This window comes from Dokdonella sp., assembly GCF_035511235.1.
GTDB lineage: Bacteria > Pseudomonadota > Gammaproteobacteria > Xanthomonadales > Rhodanobacteraceae > Dokdonella.
Map to the genome: position 1 here is coordinate 70263 of NZ_DATKFQ010000017.1, position 21519 is coordinate 91781.

At 68.8% G+C, this 21519-nt stretch carries 14 protein-coding genes and 6 tRNA genes; 2 read left to right on the plus strand and 18 right to left on the minus strand.

Going from position 1 to position 21519, the window contains the following annotated elements; all coding sequences use genetic code 11:
* Positions 1 to 109: 109 nt before the first annotated feature.
* The 3 genes from dnaQ to VMR06_RS08970 are packed head-to-tail and all read right to left on the minus strand — an operon-like array spanning position 110 to position 1970.
* Positions 110 to 814, minus strand: a complete 705-nt coding sequence (dnaQ, locus tag VMR06_RS08960) for a DNA polymerase III subunit epsilon (protein ID WP_325375358.1) — start codon at positions 812 to 814, stop codon at positions 110 to 112.
* Complete coding sequence (rnhA, locus tag VMR06_RS08965; protein ID WP_325375360.1) at positions 811 to 1281, minus strand: ribonuclease HI; 471 nt, start codon at positions 1279 to 1281, stop codon at positions 811 to 813. The genes dnaQ and rnhA overlap by 4 nt, the downstream gene beginning before the upstream one ends.
* Complete coding sequence (locus VMR06_RS08970) at positions 1278 to 1970, minus strand: methyltransferase domain-containing protein (protein WP_325375362.1); 693 nt, start codon at positions 1968 to 1970, stop codon at positions 1278 to 1280. The genes rnhA and VMR06_RS08970 overlap by 4 nt, the downstream gene beginning before the upstream one ends.
* 127 nt (positions 1971 to 2097) lie before the next feature.
* On the opposite strand from VMR06_RS08970, the gene gloB reads away from it, so the two are divergent.
* Positions 2098 to 2874: a hydroxyacylglutathione hydrolase gene (gloB, locus tag VMR06_RS08975; RefSeq protein ID WP_325375402.1), complete on the plus strand. Its 777-nt coding sequence runs from the start codon at positions 2098 to 2100 to the stop codon at positions 2872 to 2874.
* A complete protein-coding gene (locus VMR06_RS08980; protein ID WP_325375364.1) occupies positions 2871 to 4214 on the plus strand; it encodes a LysM peptidoglycan-binding domain-containing protein in 1344 nt (447 codons plus the stop codon). The genes gloB and VMR06_RS08980 overlap by 4 nt, the downstream gene beginning before the upstream one ends.
* A gap of 147 nt (positions 4215 to 4361) precedes the next feature.
* On the opposite strand, the gene VMR06_RS08985 is transcribed toward VMR06_RS08980, so the two are convergent.
* The 15 genes from VMR06_RS08985 to VMR06_RS09055 form a co-directional block, all read right to left on the minus strand.
* Positions 4362 to 7274, minus strand: a complete 2913-nt coding sequence (locus VMR06_RS08985) for a choice-of-anchor J domain-containing protein (protein WP_325375366.1) — start codon at positions 7272 to 7274, stop codon at positions 4362 to 4364.
* 373 nt (positions 7275 to 7647) lie between these two features.
* A complete protein-coding gene (locus VMR06_RS08990; protein WP_325375368.1) occupies positions 7648 to 10038 on the minus strand; it encodes a transcriptional regulator in 2391 nt (796 codons plus the stop codon).
* A 217-nt stretch (positions 10039 to 10255) separates the two neighbouring features.
* Positions 10256 to 12169 carry a SurA N-terminal domain-containing protein gene (locus VMR06_RS08995; RefSeq protein WP_325375370.1) on the minus strand — a complete coding sequence of 638 codons (1914 nt, stop codon included), beginning with the start codon at positions 12167 to 12169 and terminating at the stop codon, positions 10256 to 10258.
* Positions 12170 to 12322: 153 nt separating this feature from the next.
* Positions 12323 to 12397, minus strand: a tRNA-Val gene (locus VMR06_RS09000).
* Between the two features lie 12 nt (positions 12398 to 12409).
* Positions 12410 to 12682 carry an HU family DNA-binding protein gene (locus VMR06_RS09005; RefSeq protein WP_325375372.1) on the minus strand — a complete coding sequence of 91 codons (273 nt, stop codon included), beginning with the start codon at positions 12680 to 12682 and terminating at the stop codon, positions 12410 to 12412.
* Between the two features lie 446 nt (positions 12683 to 13128).
* Positions 13129 to 15630 (minus strand): endopeptidase La, encoded by a 2502-nt coding sequence (lon, locus tag VMR06_RS09010; protein WP_325375374.1) that lies wholly within the window; start codon positions 15628 to 15630, stop codon positions 13129 to 13131.
* A gap of 119 nt (positions 15631 to 15749) precedes the next feature.
* Positions 15750 to 17027, minus strand: a complete 1278-nt coding sequence (gene clpX, locus VMR06_RS09015; RefSeq protein WP_325375376.1) for an ATP-dependent Clp protease ATP-binding subunit ClpX — start codon at positions 17025 to 17027, stop codon at positions 15750 to 15752.
* 111 nt (positions 17028 to 17138) lie between these two features.
* The gene (gene clpP / locus VMR06_RS09020; RefSeq protein ID WP_325375378.1) at positions 17139 to 17768 is read right to left on the minus strand and encodes an ATP-dependent Clp endopeptidase proteolytic subunit ClpP; all 630 of its coding nucleotides are present in this window, start codon (positions 17766 to 17768) and stop codon (positions 17139 to 17141) included.
* A gap of 25 nt (positions 17769 to 17793) precedes the next feature.
* Positions 17794 to 19071 (minus strand): trigger factor, encoded by a 1278-nt coding sequence (gene tig / locus VMR06_RS09025; protein ID WP_325375380.1) that lies wholly within the window; start codon positions 19069 to 19071, stop codon positions 17794 to 17796.
* Positions 19072 to 19236: 165 nt separating this feature from the next.
* Positions 19237 to 19321: transfer RNA gene (locus VMR06_RS09030), tRNA-Leu, on the minus strand.
* 28 nt (positions 19322 to 19349) lie between these two features.
* Positions 19350 to 19425, minus strand: a tRNA-Lys gene (locus VMR06_RS09035).
* Between the two features lie 71 nt (positions 19426 to 19496).
* Positions 19497 to 19573, minus strand: a tRNA-His gene (locus VMR06_RS09040).
* A 97-nt stretch (positions 19574 to 19670) separates the two neighbouring features.
* Positions 19671 to 19747 (minus strand) — tRNA-Arg (locus VMR06_RS09045).
* Between the two features lie 20 nt (positions 19748 to 19767).
* Positions 19768 to 19844, minus strand: a tRNA-Pro gene (locus tag VMR06_RS09050).
* Positions 19845 to 19988: 144 nt separating this feature from the next.
* Positions 19989 to 21428: an FAD/NAD(P)-binding protein gene (locus VMR06_RS09055; protein WP_325375382.1), complete on the minus strand. Its 1440-nt coding sequence runs from the start codon at positions 21426 to 21428 to the stop codon at positions 19989 to 19991.
* Positions 21429 to 21519: the final 91 nt, after the last annotated feature.

The following is a 21519-nucleotide window of genomic DNA, read 5'->3' on the forward strand; positions in this document are numbered from 1 at the left end:
GACGACCGGACGCGCTCGACACGCGGCGTCGCCGTGTTTGCACGAGACCGTCGGGCGCAAGCGCGGCTGCGGCCGGACGCGATGCCGGCTGATTCGTATCCCAGCTCGCTCAGCTCCAGCCCAGCTGCACCCACAGGCTCGGCGCCTTGCCGGCCTGCTCGATCGCCTGCAGCCGTGCCGCGTGAGCGGCCGCCTCTTCGGGATCGGCGGCCTGCACGCGCAGCGGCACCACGATCAGGGTACGCTCGCGGCGCGCCTGGCCGGCCGGCGAGGCCTCGCTCGCGAAGCCGAGGTCGCCCTGACCGGACGTCATCGCCAGATAGACATCGGCCAGCAGCTGCGCGTCGAGCAGCGCGCCGTGCAGCTCGCGATGGCTGTTGTCGACGCCGAGCCGCTTGCACAGCGCGTCCAGGCCGTTGCGCTGGCCCGGCCACATCTCGCGCGCCAGCGCCAGCGTATCGATCACCGCGACGCGCCGTTCGAACGGACCACCGATACCGGCGCGTTCGAGTTCGGCATTGATGAAGCCGACGTCGAAGCTCGCGTTGTGCGCGATCACCTCGGCGCCGTCGACGAACGCGATGAACTCCTCGGCGATCTCGTGGAAGCGCGGCTTGTCGAGCAGGAACTCGTCGGCGATGCCGGTGACCGCCCTGGCACCCTCGTCGATCGCACGGTCGGGATTGAGATAGCGATGGAAGCTGCGTCCGGTCGGGCGGCGCTCGCTGAGCTCGATGCAGCCGATCTCGATCAGGCGATGGCCCTTGTGAACCTCGAGGCCCGTGGTTTCGGTGTCCAGGACGATCTGTCTCATGCCCCTGCCCCTCCGTCGCGGATCGCCTGCGCCGCCGCGCGTGCCAGCTGATCGACGCGCTCGTTCTCGACATGGCCGGCGTGGCCGCGCACCCAGTGCCAGCGCACCACATGCCGCGCGTGCGCGGCCGCCAGCCGCTCCCACAGATCGCGATTCTTGACCGGCTTGCCGTCGCTGGTCTTCCAGCCGCGTGCCTGCCAGCGCGGCAGCCATTCCTCGATGCCGCGCTGCACGTACTGCGAATCGGTGTACAGCGCGACACGGCACTGCCGCGTCAGCGCCTCCAGTCCCTGGATCGCCGCCATCAGTTCCATGCGGTTGTTGGTGGTCGCCGCCTCGCCGCCGGACAGCTCGCGCTCGCGCTCGCCGAAGCGCAGCAGCGCACCCCAGCCGCCGGGGCCGGGATTGCCGAGGCAGGCGCCGTCGGTATACAGCTCGACCTCGCCCCCGCTCTCGCCGCCGCTCATGCCGAGGCGCGCCGGCTGGCGGCCGCGGCCAGCCGGCGCGGCGGCACCGCACGCACGCGCGTCGCGCGATGCGGCAGCAGCGTCGCCGGGATGCGGCGCTTGTTCGCGGCGAGCACCCACGCGGCGCGGAACAGATCGACCGCGGCGCCACTCGGTACGCCGGCCACGGCATCGCGCGGCCAGAACGCGCCGATCCGATGCGCGGTCTCGACGTCCAGACCGCTGTGCGCGAGCAGGCGCCGCAGCCGCGCGGCGCTCAACCGGCCGAGCGAGACCTCGTGGCGCCAGCGGCACCACGGATGCCAGGCGCCGAGCGCGTTGAGTCCGGACCACAGCACGACGCCGCCGGGTGCGGTCACGCGCTCGATCTCGGCGACGAAGGCCTCGACCGGCGCCAGCACCTCGCCGACGTGCTGCACCTGGACCAGATCGAAACTGCCCTCCGCCCACGGCAGCCGGTGCGGCAAGCACGACTGATCGCCTTCCAGGCGTCCGCCCTGGACGTACAGCCGCGCCACTTCCGTTTCCGGCAGATCGAGCGGCAGCTGCAGAGCGCTGGCGTGCGGATGGACGATCAGGGCGCGCGCCGGCGCCAGGCGGCGCGCGTAGACACCGAGCAGGGCGAGCTCGTCGCGGGCCAGAGCCGACAGCTCGGGCCGCGCGAAGACGCTGACGAAACGAGGGATCATCGAGGCATCGGAGAATCGAAGGAACCGAAGTGTAACCAAAGCCGGCGGCGCTGCACGCCACGCCGATAACCTCCACTTAACCTCATCGCGCGCGTGCGTCCTTATAGTCCGGCGGCCCATGAACCGACTGCATCTGCTGGCCGTTCCGGCCTTCGCCGACAACTACATCTGGCTGCTGGCCGATGCGGCCGGCGACGCGATCGCGGTCGACCCGGGCCAGGCCGCGCCGCTGCGCGCCGCGCTCGAGCGCGAAGGCCTGCGCCTGCGCGCGATCCTGCTGACGCATCACCACGCCGATCACATCGGCGGCGTCGCCGAGCTGATCGCCGCGACGCCGGTGCCGGTCTACGCGCCCGCCGACGCGCGCATCGCCTGCGCCGACCATCGCGTCGCCGACGGCCAGATGCTGACGCTGTCCACACCGGCCGTACGCTTCACCGTGATCGCGGTGCCGGGCCATACACGCAGTCACGTCGCCTATGCCGGCGAAGGCCTGCTGTTCTGCGGCGACACGCTGTTCAGCCTCGGCTGCGGCCGCCTGTTCGAAGGCAGTCCGGAGCAGATGCTCGCCTCGCTCGACCGACTGGCCGCGCTGCCGGACGCGACCGGTGTGTGCTGCGGGCACGAGTACACGCTCGACAACGCCGCGTTCGCGCAGACGATCGAGCCCGGCAATCGCGCACTCGAGGCGCGTATCGCGACCGTGCGCCGACTGCGCGCCGAGGGACGACCCTCGCTGCCGGTCTCGCTGGGCGAAGAGCGCGCCAGCAATCCGTTCCTGCGCATCGACGCGCCGGCCGTGATCGCCGCGCTGTCCGCGGAGGCCGGGGCCGGGGCGACGCGCGCCGAGCGTTTCGGTGCCTTGCGCAGACGCAAGGACCTGTTCCGGGCCGCCACCGCATGAGGTGGGCGACGCGCGGCGGCGCCGGGCTGCTGATGCTCGGCCTGGCGGCCTGCGGCACGCTGCCGCGGCAGGCGCCGGCTCCGGCATCGGTGCCGCCGCCCGCGGCGCCGTCGGCGCTGCCCGCCCCACCGGCCGCGCCGAAGCCGGTCCCGCCGGTCGAGCCGGAACCGGCCGCCGAGCGGTCGCCGTGGCAGCGCATCCGCGACGGTCTGGCGATGCCGGGCTGCGACCACGGCGCCGACGCAATGCGCTGGGCGCATCGCTATGCGGCCTCGCCGCGGCGCTTCGAAGCGTCGTGGGTACCGGCGATGCCGCTCCTGCTGTGGGTGCTCGACGAGGTGGAGCGGCGCAAGCTGCCGACCGAGTTCGTGTTCCTGCCGTACGTCGAAAGCCACTACCGCCCGCTGCCGGGGCGCAGCGGCCAGCCGGCCGGCATGTGGCAGCTGACCGCGACGACCGCGCGCGGCCAGGGCCTGCATGTCGGTGCCGACTACGACGGCCGGCTCGATCTGGTCGAGTCCACGCGCGCCAGTCTCGATCTGATCGCGCTGTACGAGGAGAAATTCGCCGACTGGCGCCTCGCCAACATGGCGTTCAACGCCGGCGAGTTCCGCGTGCGCCGCCTGATCGAGCCGCTCGGCGACAAGCGATTGTCGCCGGGGGAACTGGCGCGTCTGGCGCTGAGCCGCACGACCCACGAGCATCTGGACAAGCTGATGGCGCTGGCCTGCATCGCCAGCGATCCGGCGCGCTTCGGCGTGCGGCTGCCCGAGCCCCGCGCGGCCGACCGGCTGCAGACCGTTACCCTGCCGCGCCCGATCGACCTGCGCGTCGCCGCGCATCTGGCCGGCATCGATGTCGACACGCTCCGACGGCTCAATGCCGGCCATCTGCGCACGCGCATCGCTGCGGACGCGCCGCTGCGCCTGGTCCTGCCTGCGCCACAGGCACAGCGGTTTACGGCAGCGAGCGCCGACCCGGCGGACACGCTCTGGTCGGACTGGCGCGAACTGCGTACACGCCACGCGACCGACGTCGCCGCGCTGGCGAGCGCCGCCGGCGTCGACGCGCACCTGGTCGGCCTCGCCAACGGGCTGGCGGCCGACGCGCGGATCGCCGACGGCGCGCGCGTGCTGCTGCCGGGACGCGAGCAGGCCGCACCGGCGGCCGACCAAGCGAAGGCGGCGATCCACGTCGTCAAGTCCGGCGACACACTCGGCGCGATCGCGCGCCGCTATCGCGTCAAGCTGGCCCAGCTGCTGCGCTGGAACGCGCTCTCGGCGAGCGCGACGCTGCGCCCCGGCGATCGTATCCGGGTCACGGCGCCACGCGATCGCTGACACCCGGCGTCCCCGCCGGATCGGCCGCGCCGCGGCGGCCTCTACGCGCGGGCCCTCTCATGCCGGCATCGAACCGGAACAGGAAGGGGTTCCTTCCCGGTTCGATGCCAACCCACCTGGCGCCGCGCGCCGCGCATGGACGCCCGCTCAGGATTCGAAATCGTCTGCGAACAGGCGATCGGCCTCCAATCCGACGCTGAACCGGACCGGCACCACGGCGCGGCGATGCAGCAGATCGTTGCTGTGGATGCACAGATCGGCCGCGTATACACCCTCCGGCAGGCTGCCGGCATCCAATTGCAGCCTCAGCTCGACCTCGGGCGCTCCAGGCTCCACGGTGCCGGCGGTCTGATCCAGCGACAACCAGGGAATCTCTTCGAGCGCCGTGCAACGAGCGCCGGGGGTCGCAAAGCTCATCGCACCGAACTGGGTCGAGCTACCGCTGATCGGCCCGATCAGCGACGCCTGCCCGGTCGCCCGGTCGACGCGATAGAACGAGCACGGCGTCGCCTGGCAGGTCGCCAGATAGAGACGTTCATCGTCGGCCGGATCGAACGCCAGAGCGGCGAACGAGCCCTGCGCCGAGAATCCGAGCGAGCCGACCGGCTCGGCGGCGCCGCTCGTCTTGTCGATCGCGACCAGCGCGTTGGCGATCACATCCACGCCGTAGAGCCGTCCATCGTTGTCGAAGTCGATGCTGATGATGCCGGGTGCATCGGTGATGGCTCCGACCGGCCACAGGACGGCCGTTTCGGGATCGACGCGCCACAGCGAGCTGGCCGTCCCGTCCGAACTGGCCAGGTAGACCGAACCGCTGGTCGGATCCTGCTTCAAGCCGCTGCCGACCTGCCCGACCGGAAGATCGACGCGTCCGATCACGGTCTCGGCCGCATAGACGTTCGGCTCGTGCGCGAGCGGCTCGTAACGGAGCAGCTGCCGGTCGGCCGCGTCGAAGGCGTAGAGACGGCTGAAGTCGTCATCCAGAAAATCGGTACCGGTGATGGTCCGGCCCGCCGCATAGCCGCGAATGGTGCCGTCTCCGCTCGCCCAGCCGGGCGTCTGCGCGTTCGTGCTCACCAGATAGCCGCCGTAGATGTCGAACGCCCAGAGCGACTCGTCGGTTCCGGCGGGCATCGCGACTTCGGCCTCGCGACCGGTCGGCTGCGTGAACCAGGGTTGGGGCTGACGCTCCACGGCGGCCGCGAACGAAGCCGAGCGGTCGGGCAGCGCCAGTCGCGGACCGCCGCCGAGGTGACCGTTCGGCGACGCCGCGCCGGCCTCCCAGACCAGACGGGCATCGCCGCCGTTGCCGATTCCGAACGTGACCGTAGCGGTCGCGCCCGGAGCCGCGCTGGCCTCGACGCGGTCGGCGGCCAGCTCCAGCTCGGCCGAGCGCGCGACGATCCGGACCTGGCGCGTGCGGGTGTGACTGGCCGGATCCGACGGTGTCCAGACGATGCGATCGACGCCGGCCAGACTCGGCGACAGATGCGAATACTGCTGGCCGATGTTCTTGTTCTGCAGGCCGATGCCGGCACAACCGCCGAAACCGCAGCCGAACTGATCGCCGAACTGGACGTTGGCGTACTGGAACTCGATGACGTCGGTTCCCTCGTTGAAAATCACCTGGGCGCTCAGCCCGTACTCGGGAAGCGGCGAACCGTAGGTCGTCGTGCGCTGCTGGTAGGCGATCACGTAGCGCCGATTCGGCGCCTGCCCGACGATCTTCTGATAGACGCCGGACGTCGCCGGCGGCGACATCGACAGGTTCGTGTAGTACAGCGAGGCCGCGGCGCCGTAGATCGTCAGCTCCGAATCCGGCAGGGGCCGCACGCCCCAATCCAGGAAGAACGGCGTACAGAAATCGAAACGCTTGGTGCTGACCACGCCGAAATGCGTCACGCACAGCGTGTCGACGCGCTCCCCGTAGAAGCGGAAGTCGAAGTCCGGCGGGAACGGCAGCTCGGCGCCCCACTGCGTGTCGAGGCTCTGGCCATCGGTCACGTCCAGATATTGCGCCGGCTGGGTATCGTCCACCGTATAGCCCGGAGGATCGGCCGACGCCGTCCACGTCGCCGAAGGCGACATCGAGCGGCTGACCGTCACGATACGGTTGTACTGGAAGCTGCCGCCGGGCGGCACGTCCTGTGCGTGATCGCTCAGCACCGGTCCGACGTGATCGTCGCGCAACCAATGATGCCGCAACGTCTGCGCGGTCCGGTTGAAGATGCGGTAACACAGGTTGACCTGATCGCCGGCGGTGACCTCGATGGCGGTGGCAGTGCCGCAGGCGTCCGGCTGAGCAGGGTCGACCGCCGACACGGTGATCTCCAGATCCAGATCGCTCGCCTCGCCTTCACCCTGCTCGACCACGACACGATCCAGGCCGGTCCAGTTGCCGCGCAGTACGCCGTCGTTCTGGTGCGCGTAGTGACGAAACGCGACGCGACCGGTGCCGCTGGTCGGCAGTCCATCGGCGGCCGTCAGTTCGTAGCGGGTCCATTCGCTCGGATAGGTCCAGGGCGTCTCGGCAGGATTGATGTCCAGCAGCATGTCCTGGAAGCCGCCGACGTCCTCGGGCCAGGCGCCCACGTCGGTACAGTCTCCGTCCGTGCACGCGCGTACCTGCAGACGCGAAGGCATCAGGACCGAGCCCGCATAGGCCAGCGCCCGTGTGTAGAACGAGAGCTTCGTGCCGGGCGAGAAGTTGATCGGCGGCGACAGCAGCCAGGAACTGATCGTGCCGGTGTTCGACAGCGTCGAGCGCGGATGCGAGCCGGCGTAGGCGCCCGCGTGTCCGTCGTAGGCCGTCATGAGCAAGTCGATGCCCTGCTCCCAGGCATTGCCGGGCGCATCGCTGTTGTTCTGCCGGATCCAGCCTTCGGAGAACACGCCGCCGGCCATCAGGAACCGGCCGTCGCCGGTCATGCGGATGACGTCGTCGAAACCCTCCGCCACCACTCGGGGTGGAGTGTCCGGACCGCTCGGGACGGCCGGGTTCGGCCGCTCGGCGGCGACGCTCTGCGCCGTGGCCATGTCCGGGAAAAAGGGACCGCGCACCGTGCCGGCGCCGTCCCGGGCGGACGCCGCAGCGCCGGCCGCCGACAACGACGACACGAAGGCGGCCGCGCAGATCAGCGGAGCTGCGGGAAAGTCTGGCTTGCGATGCTTCGGTTCTGAGTGACCACTGCTTTTCATTCGAACAGGCTCCGAGTTGGCCCACCGCATCCCGGCGAAGGAGATTGGACGAGAAACGAGGCCCGTGAAGATCGGCCTCTATCGACAGGCTATGTCGGTCCGTACGGTGCGGCATCAGAGCGGCGTCAAATCGAGCCGGGGACGATCACACAACTCTCAAATGGATCAGATGTGACGCTATCGAAGCCCCGCAGACGCGCCGGCCTTCGTCCACGCGGCGGCGCCCCGCGGAGCCTCAGAGCGGCAGTGCGGTGTCGCGCTCGCCGGCCAGGCGCTGCACCGCCACCCTCATCTGCTCGGCCATCGGCTGCTGGCCGGAAGCCAGGTAGTAGGCCTGCATCGCGCGCGCGGCCCGGTAGCTCCGGTCCGCCCAAATCCTGAGGCGTCCGGCGACCTGATCGGCCGCGTCGATCCGGCCCGCATCCAGCAGCGATTTCAGCCATGCCACCGATACGGCGACCGCCAACTCCTGATCGCTCATCCTCTCGGCCTCGGCGAGGGCCGCCGCATACCGGTCGAACGCACCGGACTCGCCGCGTGCGTGCGCCAGCTCGGCCGCGACGTAGTGATCGAAGTAGGGTCTGCCGATGTCGCGTTCGCTGCTCGGGCTCTGCGCGAGACGGTCGGCCAGGCGCTGCGCGAGCTCGAAGCGGGCGCTGCGCAGGGCCGCATCCACGCCGAGCACGCACGTCCATCCAAACAGCGCCTGGGCGGCATAATCACTGCCCGAGCCCAGGCGATTGATCGACTGCAGCGCTTGATCGGCGGCCTCGGCATAGCGTCCCCGCTGTATCAGCACGTCGATGCGCAACGCGGCGAATTCCGAGTCGCCCGGCTTTGGCGCCGATTCGCCGTCGAAGCGGTCGATCAGGCGCTCGGCTTCGGCCAACTGCCCGGAAGCCAGCATGACGCGGGCGCGGGCCGCGGCGATGCGTGCCTTGGCTACGGCATTGTCGACGTTCGAGACCAGTTCCATCGCGCGGGCACTGGTCTGCGATGCACCGGGCAGGTCGATCATCGCCAGTTGTATGTAGATCTTGTTGTTGAGCGCCGGCACCAGCTGATCGCTCAATCCGAAGGCAGTCAGCGTGTCGATCGCGCGATCCTGCGCCCGCAGAGCGGGTTCGAGCCGACCGCGCAACAGCTCGGTGAACGCGATGTTGCTGTCGAGCTTGGCGATGCCGATGCGGTCCCCGGCACGATCGAGTTCGATGCCGGCACGACCGAAATCGTCCATCGCCTGGTCGAAGCGACGACGCAAGGCGAAGGCCGCGCCCCGGCTGACGTAGGCATTGCCGCGCAGGCGCCGATCGCCGTCGGTCCCCAGCAGATCGAGAGCCTCGGAGAACGCACGCTCCCCAGCCGCGAAGTCGGTTCGCTGCAGCGCCAGCGCGCCGAGCCCCATCCAGGCCTCCGCGCGCAGCGCCGGGGCAACCGCACTGTCGGACTTGGCCAGTGGTTCCAGGCGCTCCCGGGCCACGTCGGGGAGGCCGCGACGCAATGCCACCTGCCCGCTGCGCAGCCGCAGCAGCGCATGGTCCTCGTTGCGGACGCTCGCCTCGTCGATCAGGGCTTGCGCCTGATCCAGCCGGCCGGCGAGCAGATCGGCGTCGATTCGCTGCACGACCTCGTCCAGAGACGAGGGTTCAAGAATACCGGCATCGGGTATGCGCATGTCGGCGGTCAGCTTGCGCACGGCCTGACCGACCGCCTGCAACGGCGCAGCGCCCTCACCCGCATAGCTGCGCTGGCCGCCGCCGTGGAACAGGTTCAACACGAAATGCCAGGTGCCGCCGGCCGTGTAGCCGTGCGGCTGGATGAGGTGAGTAGCGCCGGTTTTCGCCATCAGCCGTGCGATCTGCTCGGGCTTGGCCTGAAAGGCATCCGCCGGTGCGAGCGCGACGACCTGATCGCTCGGCAGCACGGACAGTTCCGAGCCGGCGCGCAACGATGCCGCGATGTAGTCCATGACGCCGAGCCGGATCCAGGCGCTCTCCTGATCGCCGTGATCGAGCGTCACCGGCACGACCAGGAATACGCTGGCGTCGCTCGGCGGCCCCGCTGCGGCATGCCGGGCCGCCACGCCACCCGCTGGCCCGTTCACGCCGCCCGATGCCCACCACAGCACCGACGCGCCGATGCCGGCGGCCACTAGCGCGACGATGAACAACCGGGCACGCCGGCGATCCCGCTCCACGGAAACGGCGGCGGCTGGAAAACTCGCCGCTCCGGTTTGGGAGACGCTCTGCGCGGACGGCGCTGCCGTCGGCTCCAGCGCGGCGCCCGCCATCGACGGATCGTCGACGTCGACGCGTTGCGTGGGCAACGTCCAGCTGTAGCCGAAACGCGGCACGGTGCGGATGGCGGCCGGATCGACGCCATGCTCGCGCAGGGCTTGGCGTACGCGCGACAGCGTTTGCGCCAGTGTGTGGTCGTTGATGTCGACACTGCCCCAGACCGCGGCGATCAGCTCGTCGCGACCGACCGCGCGATCGCGGTGTTCGACCAGATAGGCCAGACATTCGAACGATTTGAGCGGCAATGCGACCAATTGCCCGTCTCGGCGCAACTGGCGCTGACGAGGATCCAGCTCGAATCGGTCGAATCGATAGAGGAGCTTGCGCATCGACGATGAGGCTCGGTTCGGACGCGATACGAGAACCGAACCGACTCCGGCCGCTTACCGCCCGCCCAAGCTTATCGAGCCGCGGCCGCAAATGCGAAACGGCATGGGACAGCTCCGCATCGGCGGGCCGGCATCGCCGTTGCGCCTCGGGCAGCCGACACGCGCGGGCGCTGCCCGCGGATCGGCCGGCCGGAACGGCCGAAGCAATGGCATGCGATCAGTTGAGATTCTTCTCGTTGATGACCGGCTTGACCTCGCTGCGCAGTGCCGCGACGAAGTCCTGCGTCGTCAGATAGCCCAGGCCCTGCTGCAGCGTGGTGCGGGCGGCCTCGCGCGTCGCCGCATCGAGCGCGGACGGATCGCCGTCGACGACCTTGTCGAGGCGGACCAGCGCGTAGGCATCGTCGCCGAGTGCGACCGAGCGGAACGCCGGCTTGCCTTCCTCGACGCGCGGCATCGCGAACACCGCCTGGACCAGGGCCGCATCGAGATTCACGGCGTTGCGGCCGATCGCCTTCTGCTCGCTGACCTCGAGCCCGAGTTCGCCGGCCAGCGCCGACAGCGACTCGCCCTTCTCGACCCGCGCGAACAGCTCGTCGGCGCGCTGTCTGGCCGCGGCGGCGACGCGCTCGGCGACGATCCGCTCCTTGATCTGCGCGCTGACCTCGGCGAGCGGCTTGGCCTCGGCCGGCTTGCGCTCGGCCAGGCGCACGAATGCGATGTGGTTGGGTCCCAGATCGATCGCCTCGGAATTGTGGCCTTCCACCAGCACCGCATCGGAGAACGCGGCGCGCACCACGGCCGGATTGGCACCGATCCCCTCCGCCGCGCCCTCGCGCGAGAACAGGCCGGTCCGGCCGACCTCGAGCCCGACTTCCTGGGCCGCGTTCTGCAGCGAGGAGGTGTCCTGATAGACGAGGTCGACCAGACGGCCGGACTTCTCGTTGTAGACGCGCTCGCGCTCGGTCTCGGCGTATTCGGCGGCGAGATCGGCACGGACGTCCTCGAAGCTGCGCACGTCGCCCGGACGCGTGTCGCGCAGTTCGATGATGTGGTAGCCGTCGCTGCCGAGCACCGGATCGGAGACGGTCTTGGGTGCGAGCGCGAACAGCGCGGTCTCGAACGCCGGATCGGTCATGCCCTTCTCGAGCCAGCCGAGGTCGCCGCCCTGGTTGCGCGAACCGAGGTCGTCCGATTCCTGCTTGGCGATCTCGGCGAAGTCGCCGCCTTCGCGCAGCCGCTTGACGATGTCCTCGGCCTTGGTCAGGGCCTGCTTCTGGTCGTCCGGACTGCCGCTGCCGCCGACCTTGACCAGGATGTGCGAGGCGAGCCGCTGCTCTTCGGTCGTGAAGCGCGACTTCTCGTTCTCGTAGCGCTCGCGCAGCACCGACTCGCTCGGGTCGAGGTCGACCTGCAGCTGCGCCGCGTCGAGTTCCAGGTATTCCAGCGCGACCTGCTCGGGATTCATGTACTCGGACTGGTGGGCGTCGTAGAAGGTCTTGATCTCATCGTCGGACACCGCCGTATCGGCCGCGGCCGGCTTGTCGATGCGCACGAAGCTGAAATCGCGCTTCTGCTCGCGCAGCCGCAGATAGGTGTCGACCTCGGCTTCGGTCACGAAGCTGGTCGCGTACAGGCTCATCGGCAGCTCGCGCGTCGCGATCGAGGTGCGGATGTCCTGCTCGAGCGCGCGTGCGCTCATGCCCTGCATGCCGAGCAATGCGCGGTACTGCTCCGGATCGAACTTGCCGTCGCGCTGGAAAGCCGGAATCTCCATGATCGCCTCGCGCACGCGCGTGTCCGGCACGCGCACGCCGAGCTTCTCGTTGGCGTCGAGCACGACGCGCTCGTCGATCATCGAGTCGAGCACCTGGCGCCGCACCAGCGGCGAGTCGAGCAGCCGGCTGTCGAATCCTTCGCCCTGCTGGCGGATCATGTTCTGGCGATAGTCGTTGAAGCGGTCGCGGAACTGATCCTGGCTGATCTCCTGATCGCCGATCCGGGCGACGCTGGCGTCGCTCTGGGACACGAAGTACGACTCGATTCCGAAGAACGAGAAGCCGATCAGGATCAGGCCGAGGACGGCGATGCCGACCCAGCTCTTCAAAATGGTGCGCAGTCTCGACAGCATGGAAGTAGTCCGTTTCTTTTCTTGACTTGCTAAAAAGCAAGGGCGCCTCGCGGGCGCCCTGCTGGACGGTGGCGGCGAAAACGGGGACAGAACAGGCCCGCTCCCGTTCTGGAGGGCGGCTATTCTAACCGCCCGGACCGCCCTTCCACCGGATGGTGGGTGCTGAGGGGATCGAACCCCCGACCCTCGCCTTGTAAGGGCGACGCTCTACCGCTGAGCTAAGCACCCGGCGAAGCGTCTTTAGTTCAGCGCATCCTTGAGCGCCTTGCCGGCCTTGAACGACGGCACCTTCGACGCCTTGATCTTGATCGTGTCGCCGGTACGCGGGTTGCGGCCGCTGCGCGCGGCGCGCTTGCGGACCTGGAACGTACCGAAGCCGACGAGGGACACGCTGTCGCCAGCCTTCAGCGCCTTCTTGACGACCTTGAAAACCGCTTCGACAGCGCGCTCGCCGTCGGCCTTCGACAGGCCGGCAGCTTCAGCAACTGCGGAAACGAATTCAGCTTTGTTCATTGAGATGTCACTCCCTCGTGGAACAGCGGCCCGAACGCATAGGATTGGGAAGCGAATCACGCGCATCGCCGGAGGCGGGCATCTTCAGCACGCATGGAACGCTGACCCGCGAAACCGGCCGCCTCGAAGACGGCCCCGATCGCGGCGGCCCCTTTATACCAGCGGCCCTGAGGCCAGGCAATAAAAGGCTCTGCGGACTTTTTCGACCGTAAAGAACGGTCTCCGAGACTTGACAACGATGCGCACGGAGGCGCTGCGTGCGGCGCTTTTCGCGAGCGAGACGCGCTCGCGCAGCCGCATGCGCGGCGCATCGTCCGCGCCGGGGCGCCGTGTCCTCGCATCCGCACCTGCGAGCGCGGCGGCGCCGGTCGCGACCCATGGCCGAGCCCGGAAACGACTGCGCCGGCCATGTGGCCGGCGCAGATCCTCGCGTCGAAGCGCCCGGCTCAGTGCGGACGGGCCGGCGTCTCGCCGGCGGTGCCGCCGTGCGCACCTTCCTTCTGCTTGTCGGCGTCCTCGCCGCGCGCGGTCGGCGCCAGCGGCCGCTCCAGCGCGATGTCGAGCACTTCGTCGATCCACTTGACCGGCCGGATCTGGACCGAGTCGGTGACATTCTTCGGAATGTCGACGAGGTCCTTGCGGTTCTCGTCGGGGATGATCACCGTCGAGATGCCGCCGCGATGCGCCGCCAGCAGCTTTTCCTTGAGTCCGCCGATCGGCAGCACGCGGCCGCGCAGCGTGATCTCGCCGGTCATCGCGACGTCCGATCGCACCGGCACGCGCGTCAGCGCCGACACCAGCGCCGTGCACATCGCGATGCCGGCGCTCGGTCCGTCCTTCGGCGTCGCGCCTTCCGGCACGTGGATGTGGATGTCGAGCTTCTGGTGGAATTCCGGATCGATGCCGAGGCGATCGGCGCGCGCACGCACGACCGAGAGCGCCGCCTGGATCGACTCCTGCATGACGTCGCCGAGCTGGCCGGTGTGGATCAGCTTGCCCTTGCCCGAGACGATCGTCGCCTCGATGCTGAGCAGGTCGCCACCGACCTCGGTCCAGGCCAGGCCGGTCACCAGGCCGATCTCGTTCTGCTGTTCGGCGCGGCCGTAGCTGAACTTGCGCACGCCCAGATACGCATCGAGGTTGCGCGAACTCACGCTGATCCGGCCGGCCGGACGCTTGGCCTTGTCGCCGGCGTCCTTGGCCGTCCTGGTCTTGGCCTTGGCCTTGCCGCCGGACTTGGGCTTGGCGGCCAGACTGAGCTCCTTGACGACCTTGCGCGCGATCTTGGAAATCTCGCGGTCGAGGTTGCGCACGCCCGATTCGCGCGTGTAGTAGCGGATGATGTCGCGGATCGCCGACTCGGCGATCTGCAGCTCGTCCTCGTGCAGGCCGTTCGCCTTGAGCTGCTTGGGCACCAGATAGCGGCGCGCGATGTTGATCTTCTCCTCCTCGGTATAGCCGGGGATGCGGATGACCTCCATGCGGTCGAGCAGCGGGCCGGGAATGTTCAGCGAGTTCGCGGTCGCGATCCACATCACCTCGGACAGGTCGAAATCGACCTCCAGGTAGTGGTCGTTGAATGCGTGGTTCTGCTCCGGATCGAGCACCTCGAGCAGGGCCGCCGACGGATCGCCGCGGAAGTCCATCGACATCTTGTCGATCTCGTCGAGCACGAACAGCGGATTGCGCGTGCCGACCTTCGATAGGTTCTGGATGATGCGCCCCGGCATCGAGCCGATGTAGGTGCGCCGGTGACCGCGGATCTCGGCCTCGTCGCGGACGCCGCCGAGCGACATGCGCACGAACTTGCGATTGGTCGCCTTGGCGATCGACTGGCCGAGCGAGGTCTTGCCGACGCCGGGCGGCCCGACCAGGCACAGGATCGGTCCCTTCATCTTGTTGACGCGCTGCTGCACGGCCAGGTACTCGAGGATGCGCTCCTTGACCTTCTCCAGGCCGAAATGGTCGGCGTCGAGCACTTCCTGCGCGAGGTGCAGGTCCTTGCGGACCTTGCTGCGCTTCTTCCACGGCGAGTTGACCATCCAGTCGATGTAGTTGCGCACGACCGTGGCTTCGGCCGACATCGGCGACATCTGCTTGAGCTTGTTGAACTCCGCGCGCGCCTTGGCCTCGATCGCCTTGGGCATGCCGGCCTGGCTGATGCGCTTGCCGAGCTCGTCGAGCTCGTTGGGCGCCTCGTCCATGTCGCCGAGCTCCTTCTGGATCGCCTTCATCTGCTCGTTGAGGTAGTACTCGCGCTGGCTCTTCTCCATCTGCGATTTGACGCGGCCGCGGATGCGCTTCTCGATCTGCTGCAGATCGATCTCGCCGTCGACCAGCGTGACCAGCGTCTCCAGACGCTCGACCACGTCGGCCATCTCGAGCACGCGCTGCTTGTCTTCCAGGCGCACCGACAGGTGCGCGGCGATCGTGTCGGCCAGCCGCGACGGATTGTCGATGCCCGACAGCGTCGCCAGCAGCTCCGGCGGAATCTTGCGCGAGAGCTTGACCAGCTGCTCGAACTGCGCGACCAGCGAGCGCGAGATCACCTCGGCCTCGCGTTCGCTGCGGCCGTAGACCGGCTCGATCACGCGCACGCGGCTGAAGGTCAGGCCGTCGTTCTCGCTGTAGCCTTCGATCTGCGCGCGGTCGGTGCCCTCGACCAGCACCTTGATCGTGCCGTCGGGCAGCTTGAGCAGTTGCAGCACCGTCGCGATCGTGCCGATCGCATGCAGATCGTCGGGCTGCGGATCGTCGGTATCGGGACTGCGCTGTGCCACCAGCAGGATCTGCTTGCCGCTCTCCATCGCCGCATCGAGCGCGCGCACCGACTTCTCGCGCCCGACGAACAGCGGAATGACCATGTGCGGGAATACCACGACATCGCGCAGCGGCAGAGCCGGCAGCTCGAGTACGGGGGCGGTGGAGGAACTGCCGGACTTGTCCATCTTCGATCCTGAGCGATGAATTTCGTTGCCGCGGAAACGGCAACGGCAGCGTGAACTCACGCTGCCGTTGGGTCAAGTGAGGGCGTCGGCGCGTATTGCAACGGCGCCGCGCCGGCGGATCATTCAGCCGCTGCGCGCGTCTGCATGTTGCCGCGATAGATCAGGTAAGGCTCGGCCTGGCCGTTGATGACGGCCTCGTCGACGACGACCTTGCTGACGTGCTCGAGCGAGGGCAGATCGAACATCGTGTCGAGCAGCACCTGCTCGATGATCGTGCGCAGGCCGCGCGCGCCGGTCTTGCGCTTGAGCGCCTTGCGGGCGACCGCGGTCAGCGCGTCCGGACGGAACTCCAGCTCGGCGCCCTCCATCTCGAACATCCGCTTGAACTGCTTGGTGATCGCGTTCTTCGGTTCGGTCAGGATCTGCACCAGCGCGCGCTCGTCGAGCTCCTCGAGCGTCGCGACGATCGGCAGACGGCCGACGAATTCCGGAATCAGGCCGAAACGGATCAGATCCTCCGGCTGCACCTCGCTGAGCAGGCGGCCGGTGTCGAGCTGGCGGTTCTTGCTGCGCACCTCGGCATTGAAGCCGATGCTGGTCGTCTCCGACCGTTGCTGGATGATGCGGTCGAGCCCGGCGAACGCGCCGCCGCAGATGAACAGCACGTTCTTGGTGTCGACCTGCAGGAACTCCTGCTGCGGATGCTTGCGGCCGCCCTGCGGCGGCACCGAGGCGATCGTGCCCTCGATCAGCTTCAGCAGCGCCTGCTGCACGCCCTCGCCGGAGACGTCGCGGGTGATCGACGGGTTCTCGCTCTTGCGCGAGATCTTGTCGATCTCATCGATGTAGACGATGCCGGCCTGCGCCTTCTCGACGTCGTAGTCGCACTTCTGCAGCAGCTTCTGGATGATGTTCTCGACGTCCTCGCCGACGTAGCCGGCTTCGGTCAGCGTCGTTGCATCGGCGATCGTGAACGGCACGTTCAGCAGGCGCGCCAGCGTCTCGGCCAGCAGCGTCTTGCCCGAGCCGGTCGGCCCGACCAGCAGGATGTTGGACTTGGTCAGCTCGACCTCGTCGTTGCGGCTGCGCGATTCCATGCGCTTGTAATGGTTGTAGACCGCGACCGCGAGCACCTTCTTCGCGCGCGACTGCCCGATGACGTACTGGTCGAGCACGTCGAGGATTTCCTTCGGCTTGGGCAGATGGCTGCGCGTGCTGGCGGCCTTCTCTTCGAGCTCTTCGCGGATGATGTCGTTGCACAGCTCGACGCATTCATCGCAGATGAACACCGACGGGCCCGCGATCAGCTTGCGGACTTCGTGCTGACTCTTGCCGCAGAACGAACAGTAGAGAATCTTGCCGCTGTCACCCGATCGGCTTTGCCGGTCGTCCGTCATGTTCCGCCTCTGCAAGGTGGGGTGTTGCGCCCCGAGAATAACACAGCGCGCACGCGCCGCTCAGCGCAGCTGAACGGGCGTGCGTGGACCGCTTAGGAGTCGCCGCGGCGCTCAGCCCGGCGTCGCTTCGACCGGCCGCTTCTGCAGCACCGCGTCGATCAGGCCGTAGCCCTTGGCGTCTTCGGCATTGAAGAACAGATCGCGCTCGACGTCGCGCTCGATCCGCTCCAGCGGCTGGCCGGTATTGGCCGCCAGCTCCTCGTTCAGGCGCTTGCGCAGGTACAGGATCTCGCGCGCCTGGATCTCGATGTCGGTGGCCTGGCCCTGCGCGCCGCCATGCGGCTGATGGATCATCACGCGCGAGTTCGGCAGCGCGTAGCGCTTGCCCTTGGTGCCGGCGGCGAGCAGGAAAGCGCCCATGCTCGCGGCCTGGCCGATCACCATCGTGGAGACGTCGGGCTTGAGGAAGCGCATCGTGTCGTAGATCGCCAGCCCGGCCGTCACCGAACCGCCGGGGCTGTTGATGTACAGGTTGATGTCCTTGTCCGGGTTCTCCGACTCCAGGAACAGCAACTGTGCGACGACGACATTGGCGACGTAGTCGTCGACCGGGCCGACCAGGAAGATCAGCCGCTCCTTGAGCAGGCGCGAGTAGATATCGTACGCGCGCTCGCCACGCGAGGTCTGCTCGACCACCATCGGGACCAGGTTGAGGCCCTGGGCGGGTGAATGCTGCGACATGTGCGACCTCCAGTGACGCCCGGGTTCAGACGCCCGGACGCATGACTTCGTTGAAGCTCAGCGGCTGCTCGGTGACCTTGGCGCGGTCGGCGATCCACTCCACGACCTGATCCTCGAGCACGCGGCTTTGCAGACCGCCCATCAACTGGGGGTCGCGGCTGTATAGTTCAATGACCTGCTGCGGCTCCTCGTAGGTCGAGGCGATCGTCGCCAGCGCCTCGCGGACGCGGCGCGGTTCGACGCTGATCTGGTTCTGGCGCGCGATCTCGGCCAGCAGCAGACCGGCCGCGACGCGGCGCCGGGCCGCCGGCGCGAACGCCTCGGCCGACTGGTCGGCCGGCACGCGGGCCTGGTTGGCGAGCAGGCGCGCCTCGCCGTCGATCAGCGATTGCGGCAGCTCCAGGTCGGCGTGGGCGGCGAGCAGCTTGTCGATCGTCGCGGCCTTGAGCCGGTTCATCAGCACGCCGTCGAGCTCGCGCTGCAGATTGGCGCGGACGTCGTCGCGGAACCGCGCCAGGCCGCCTTCGCGCACGCCGAACGCGGCGATGAACGCGTCGTCGACCTCGGGTACCTGCGGCGCCTGTACGCGCACGACGCGGACGTGGACCTTGGCCGACTTGCCGGCCAGCGCGGCCTCGCGGAAATCGGCCGGGAAGTCGACATCGACGTCGAACTCCGCCTCGGCCGACTGGCCGATCAACGCCGACTCGAGCGCCGCCGGCAGCGCGTTGGAGCCGATGATCGTGCCCATGCGGTCGCTGCCGCTGGCCGGATGACGCAGGCCCTCGCCCTCGGCCGAGAACTCGAACAGCGCCATGTCGCCGCTCTCGGCGGCGCGCTCGACCGGCGTCCAGCTGCGGCGCTGCTGGCGCAGCGTCTCGATCATCTGGTCGATGTCCTCGTCGGACACGCCCGCCGTGGTGCGCGTGATCTCCAGCGCGGCCACGTCGATCGGGCCGATCTCCGGCACCACCTCGAATTCGGCGGTGTACTCGATCTGGCCGTCGGCCGGATGGCCGGTGGTCGAGATCGACGGCTGCACGGCCGGACGCAGGTTCTCCTGGGTCACGGCTTCCTGGAAGCTCGAGCCGATCAGATCGGACAGCACCTCGCTGCGCAGTTGCGCGCCGAAACGCTGCTCGATGACCTTCTGCGGCACCTTGCCGGGGCGGAAACCCTTGATGCGCGCCGAGCGCGTCATCTCCTGGATCCGGTTGCGGACGGTGTCTTCCAGGCGATCGGCCGGCAGTCTCACGACGAGCTTGCGGCCCAGCTTGCCTACGTTCTCAACCGAAACTTGCATGTATGCTCCTTACGCGAACGCTCGTTCTGACAGCTGCGGCACGGCCACGACGGCCGCGCATGCGGAATGCGAAACCCGGCCTCGATCCGGCCAGCGAAAGGAGCGTTACGAAAGGAATACGCGAAGAGGCGTCGCGTGAGCGGTGGGAGCCTGCCCGACACCAGCTGGTGCGAAAGGAGAGACTCGAACTCTCACGGGTTGCCCCACTGGAACCTAAATCCAGCGCGTCTACCAGTTCCGCCACATTCGCATGTTGCCTGGGTCAACCCGGGGCTGTTTGGTGGGTCGTGTAGGATTCGAACCTACGACCTATTGATTAAGAGTCAACTGCTCTACCAACTGAGCTAACGACCCAAACAGATCGGAAAGTCTAGCAAATTGTGTCGCCGGGAAAAACCCGCATCGCGCGGTTTCCTCCAGAAATATGGGGTGAGCGAGGGGATTCGAACCCCCGACAACCGGAATCACAATCCGGTACTCTAACCAGCTGAGCTACGCCCACCATTGCACCGCACCACGCCGTCCTGACGGTCCCGCTCCTTCGCCCCTCCCTGCCCGTCCGGGCCGGACGTTCGCGCGTCGCCGATCCGGCGATGCGCTGGCGCGCCCGACAGGAATCGAACCTGCAACCGTCGGCTTAGAAGGCCGATGCTCTATCCGGTTGAGCTACGGGCGCAGCGTACGGCCTTCCCGGGATGGTCGGGGTAGAGGGATTCGAACCCCCGACATCCTGCTCCCAAAGCAGGCGCGCTACCAGACTGCGCTATACCCCGCCGGTTCCGGCCCTTCGGCCAACGGACAGGCGCCGCGAAGCCGCGAGATGGTAAGGGGGCCGCACCGTGGCGTCAATGACCCGGATGCGATCGATTGCGCCCGATGCCGCGCGCCGGATCGGTCCGCCGCGGACGCCGGTGCGGTCAGTGCAGGCAGGCGTCGCCGCTGCCGGCCGGCGTGCCGGTCGCAGCCACGGCGATGCGCCGCGCGCCCGGTACCGCCAGTTCGCGCACGAGGTCCTCGGCGATCACGCGCGCCATCGCCCGGATCTCCGGCAGTCCGCTGCATTCCCAGAGTGCGCCGCGCAGCAAGCTGCCGATCACGCGCAAGGTCGGCGCGACGGTGCCTTCGGCACCGCGCAGCCGCCCCTGCGCGTCCGCGCACAGACCCAGTCCGAGACGATCGGGCCGGACCAGATCCTCGGCGATCATCTGGCCGATCAGCGGGTGCGAGGTGCCGTCCGCCAGCGTCGTCAGGCCGGTCGCCTGGATCACCAGATCGGCCGCCAGCGAGCGCTGGATCTCGCCGCCGCGCGGGCGTATCCGCACGTCGAGAGGGCCTTCCCCGGACACCGCGAGCACGCGACCGGCGACGATCCTCAGGCGCCCTTGCGTGCGCAGCCGCGCGATCGCGGTCGCCGTCTGCGGCGGCATGCGATGGCGCATCGGCTCCCACAGCCAGCGCAGATGCCGGACGAAGCGGGCACGCTCGGCGTCGCCCAGGCGCCGCCACAGCCCCGGCGTCGCGCCGCGCAGGCCATCGACGACGGCGCGCCAGTCGACGTCCTCGTCGGCGAGCGTCGCGCGCGCCGTACGCAGCCAGGCGCCGATCCGCGGCTCGGCCTCGAATGCGTCGATCAGTTCCTGCTGATGCGGATACGGCTCGCCGGGGTGGCTGGCATGGGTACGCGGCAGCTGGCCGTGGCGCGAGATCGCGGTCAGCTGAGCGTGCGGCCACAGCGTCGAGGCGCTCAGCAGCACGTCCACCGCGGTCAGGCCGGTGCCGACGACGACGACCCGCTCGGGCGCCTGCGCCAGCGTCGGCCACTGCCACGGATCGGTGACGTAGGCGCCGCCGTGCAGCGCCTCGGGCGTGACCGCGGCGAGCGGTGCGGGCGGCAGCGCGCCGACCGCCAGCACGACCGCATCGGCGCGCCAGCTCTCGCCGTCGGCGGCGGTCACGGTGTAGCCGAGCGCCGCGTCACCGCGCACCGCGACGGCTTCGCGCGACTGCACGCTGAGCCGGCCCGGCCGGCCCGACTCGGCGACCAGCCGCGCCAGCGAGGACTCGACGAAATCGCCGAACCACGAGCGCGGCACGAAGTCCGCGCCCTTGACCGGCAGGCCGCGCGCGGCGGTGTACTTGAGAAACGCGCCGACGTCGTCGACGAACAATCCCATGCCGGCGGCGCGTACGTTCAGCAGATGGTGGTCGGCGCTGGTCGAGTAGGCGATGCCGCGTCCCGGCGCGCGCTGGCCGACCAGCCAGACGATGTCCGCTCCAGCCGGGCGGCCCGGCCGCAGCAGCTCGCCGACCAGCGCGGAGCCGGCGGCCCCGCCTCCAATGACGACGATACGTGGCATGTTCACCCCCGGAAGAACGGGCACAGGCCGCTCGATGACGGCGCTGTGCGGACGCTGCTGCGATGCAGCGCAAACCAGCCGGATGCAATGG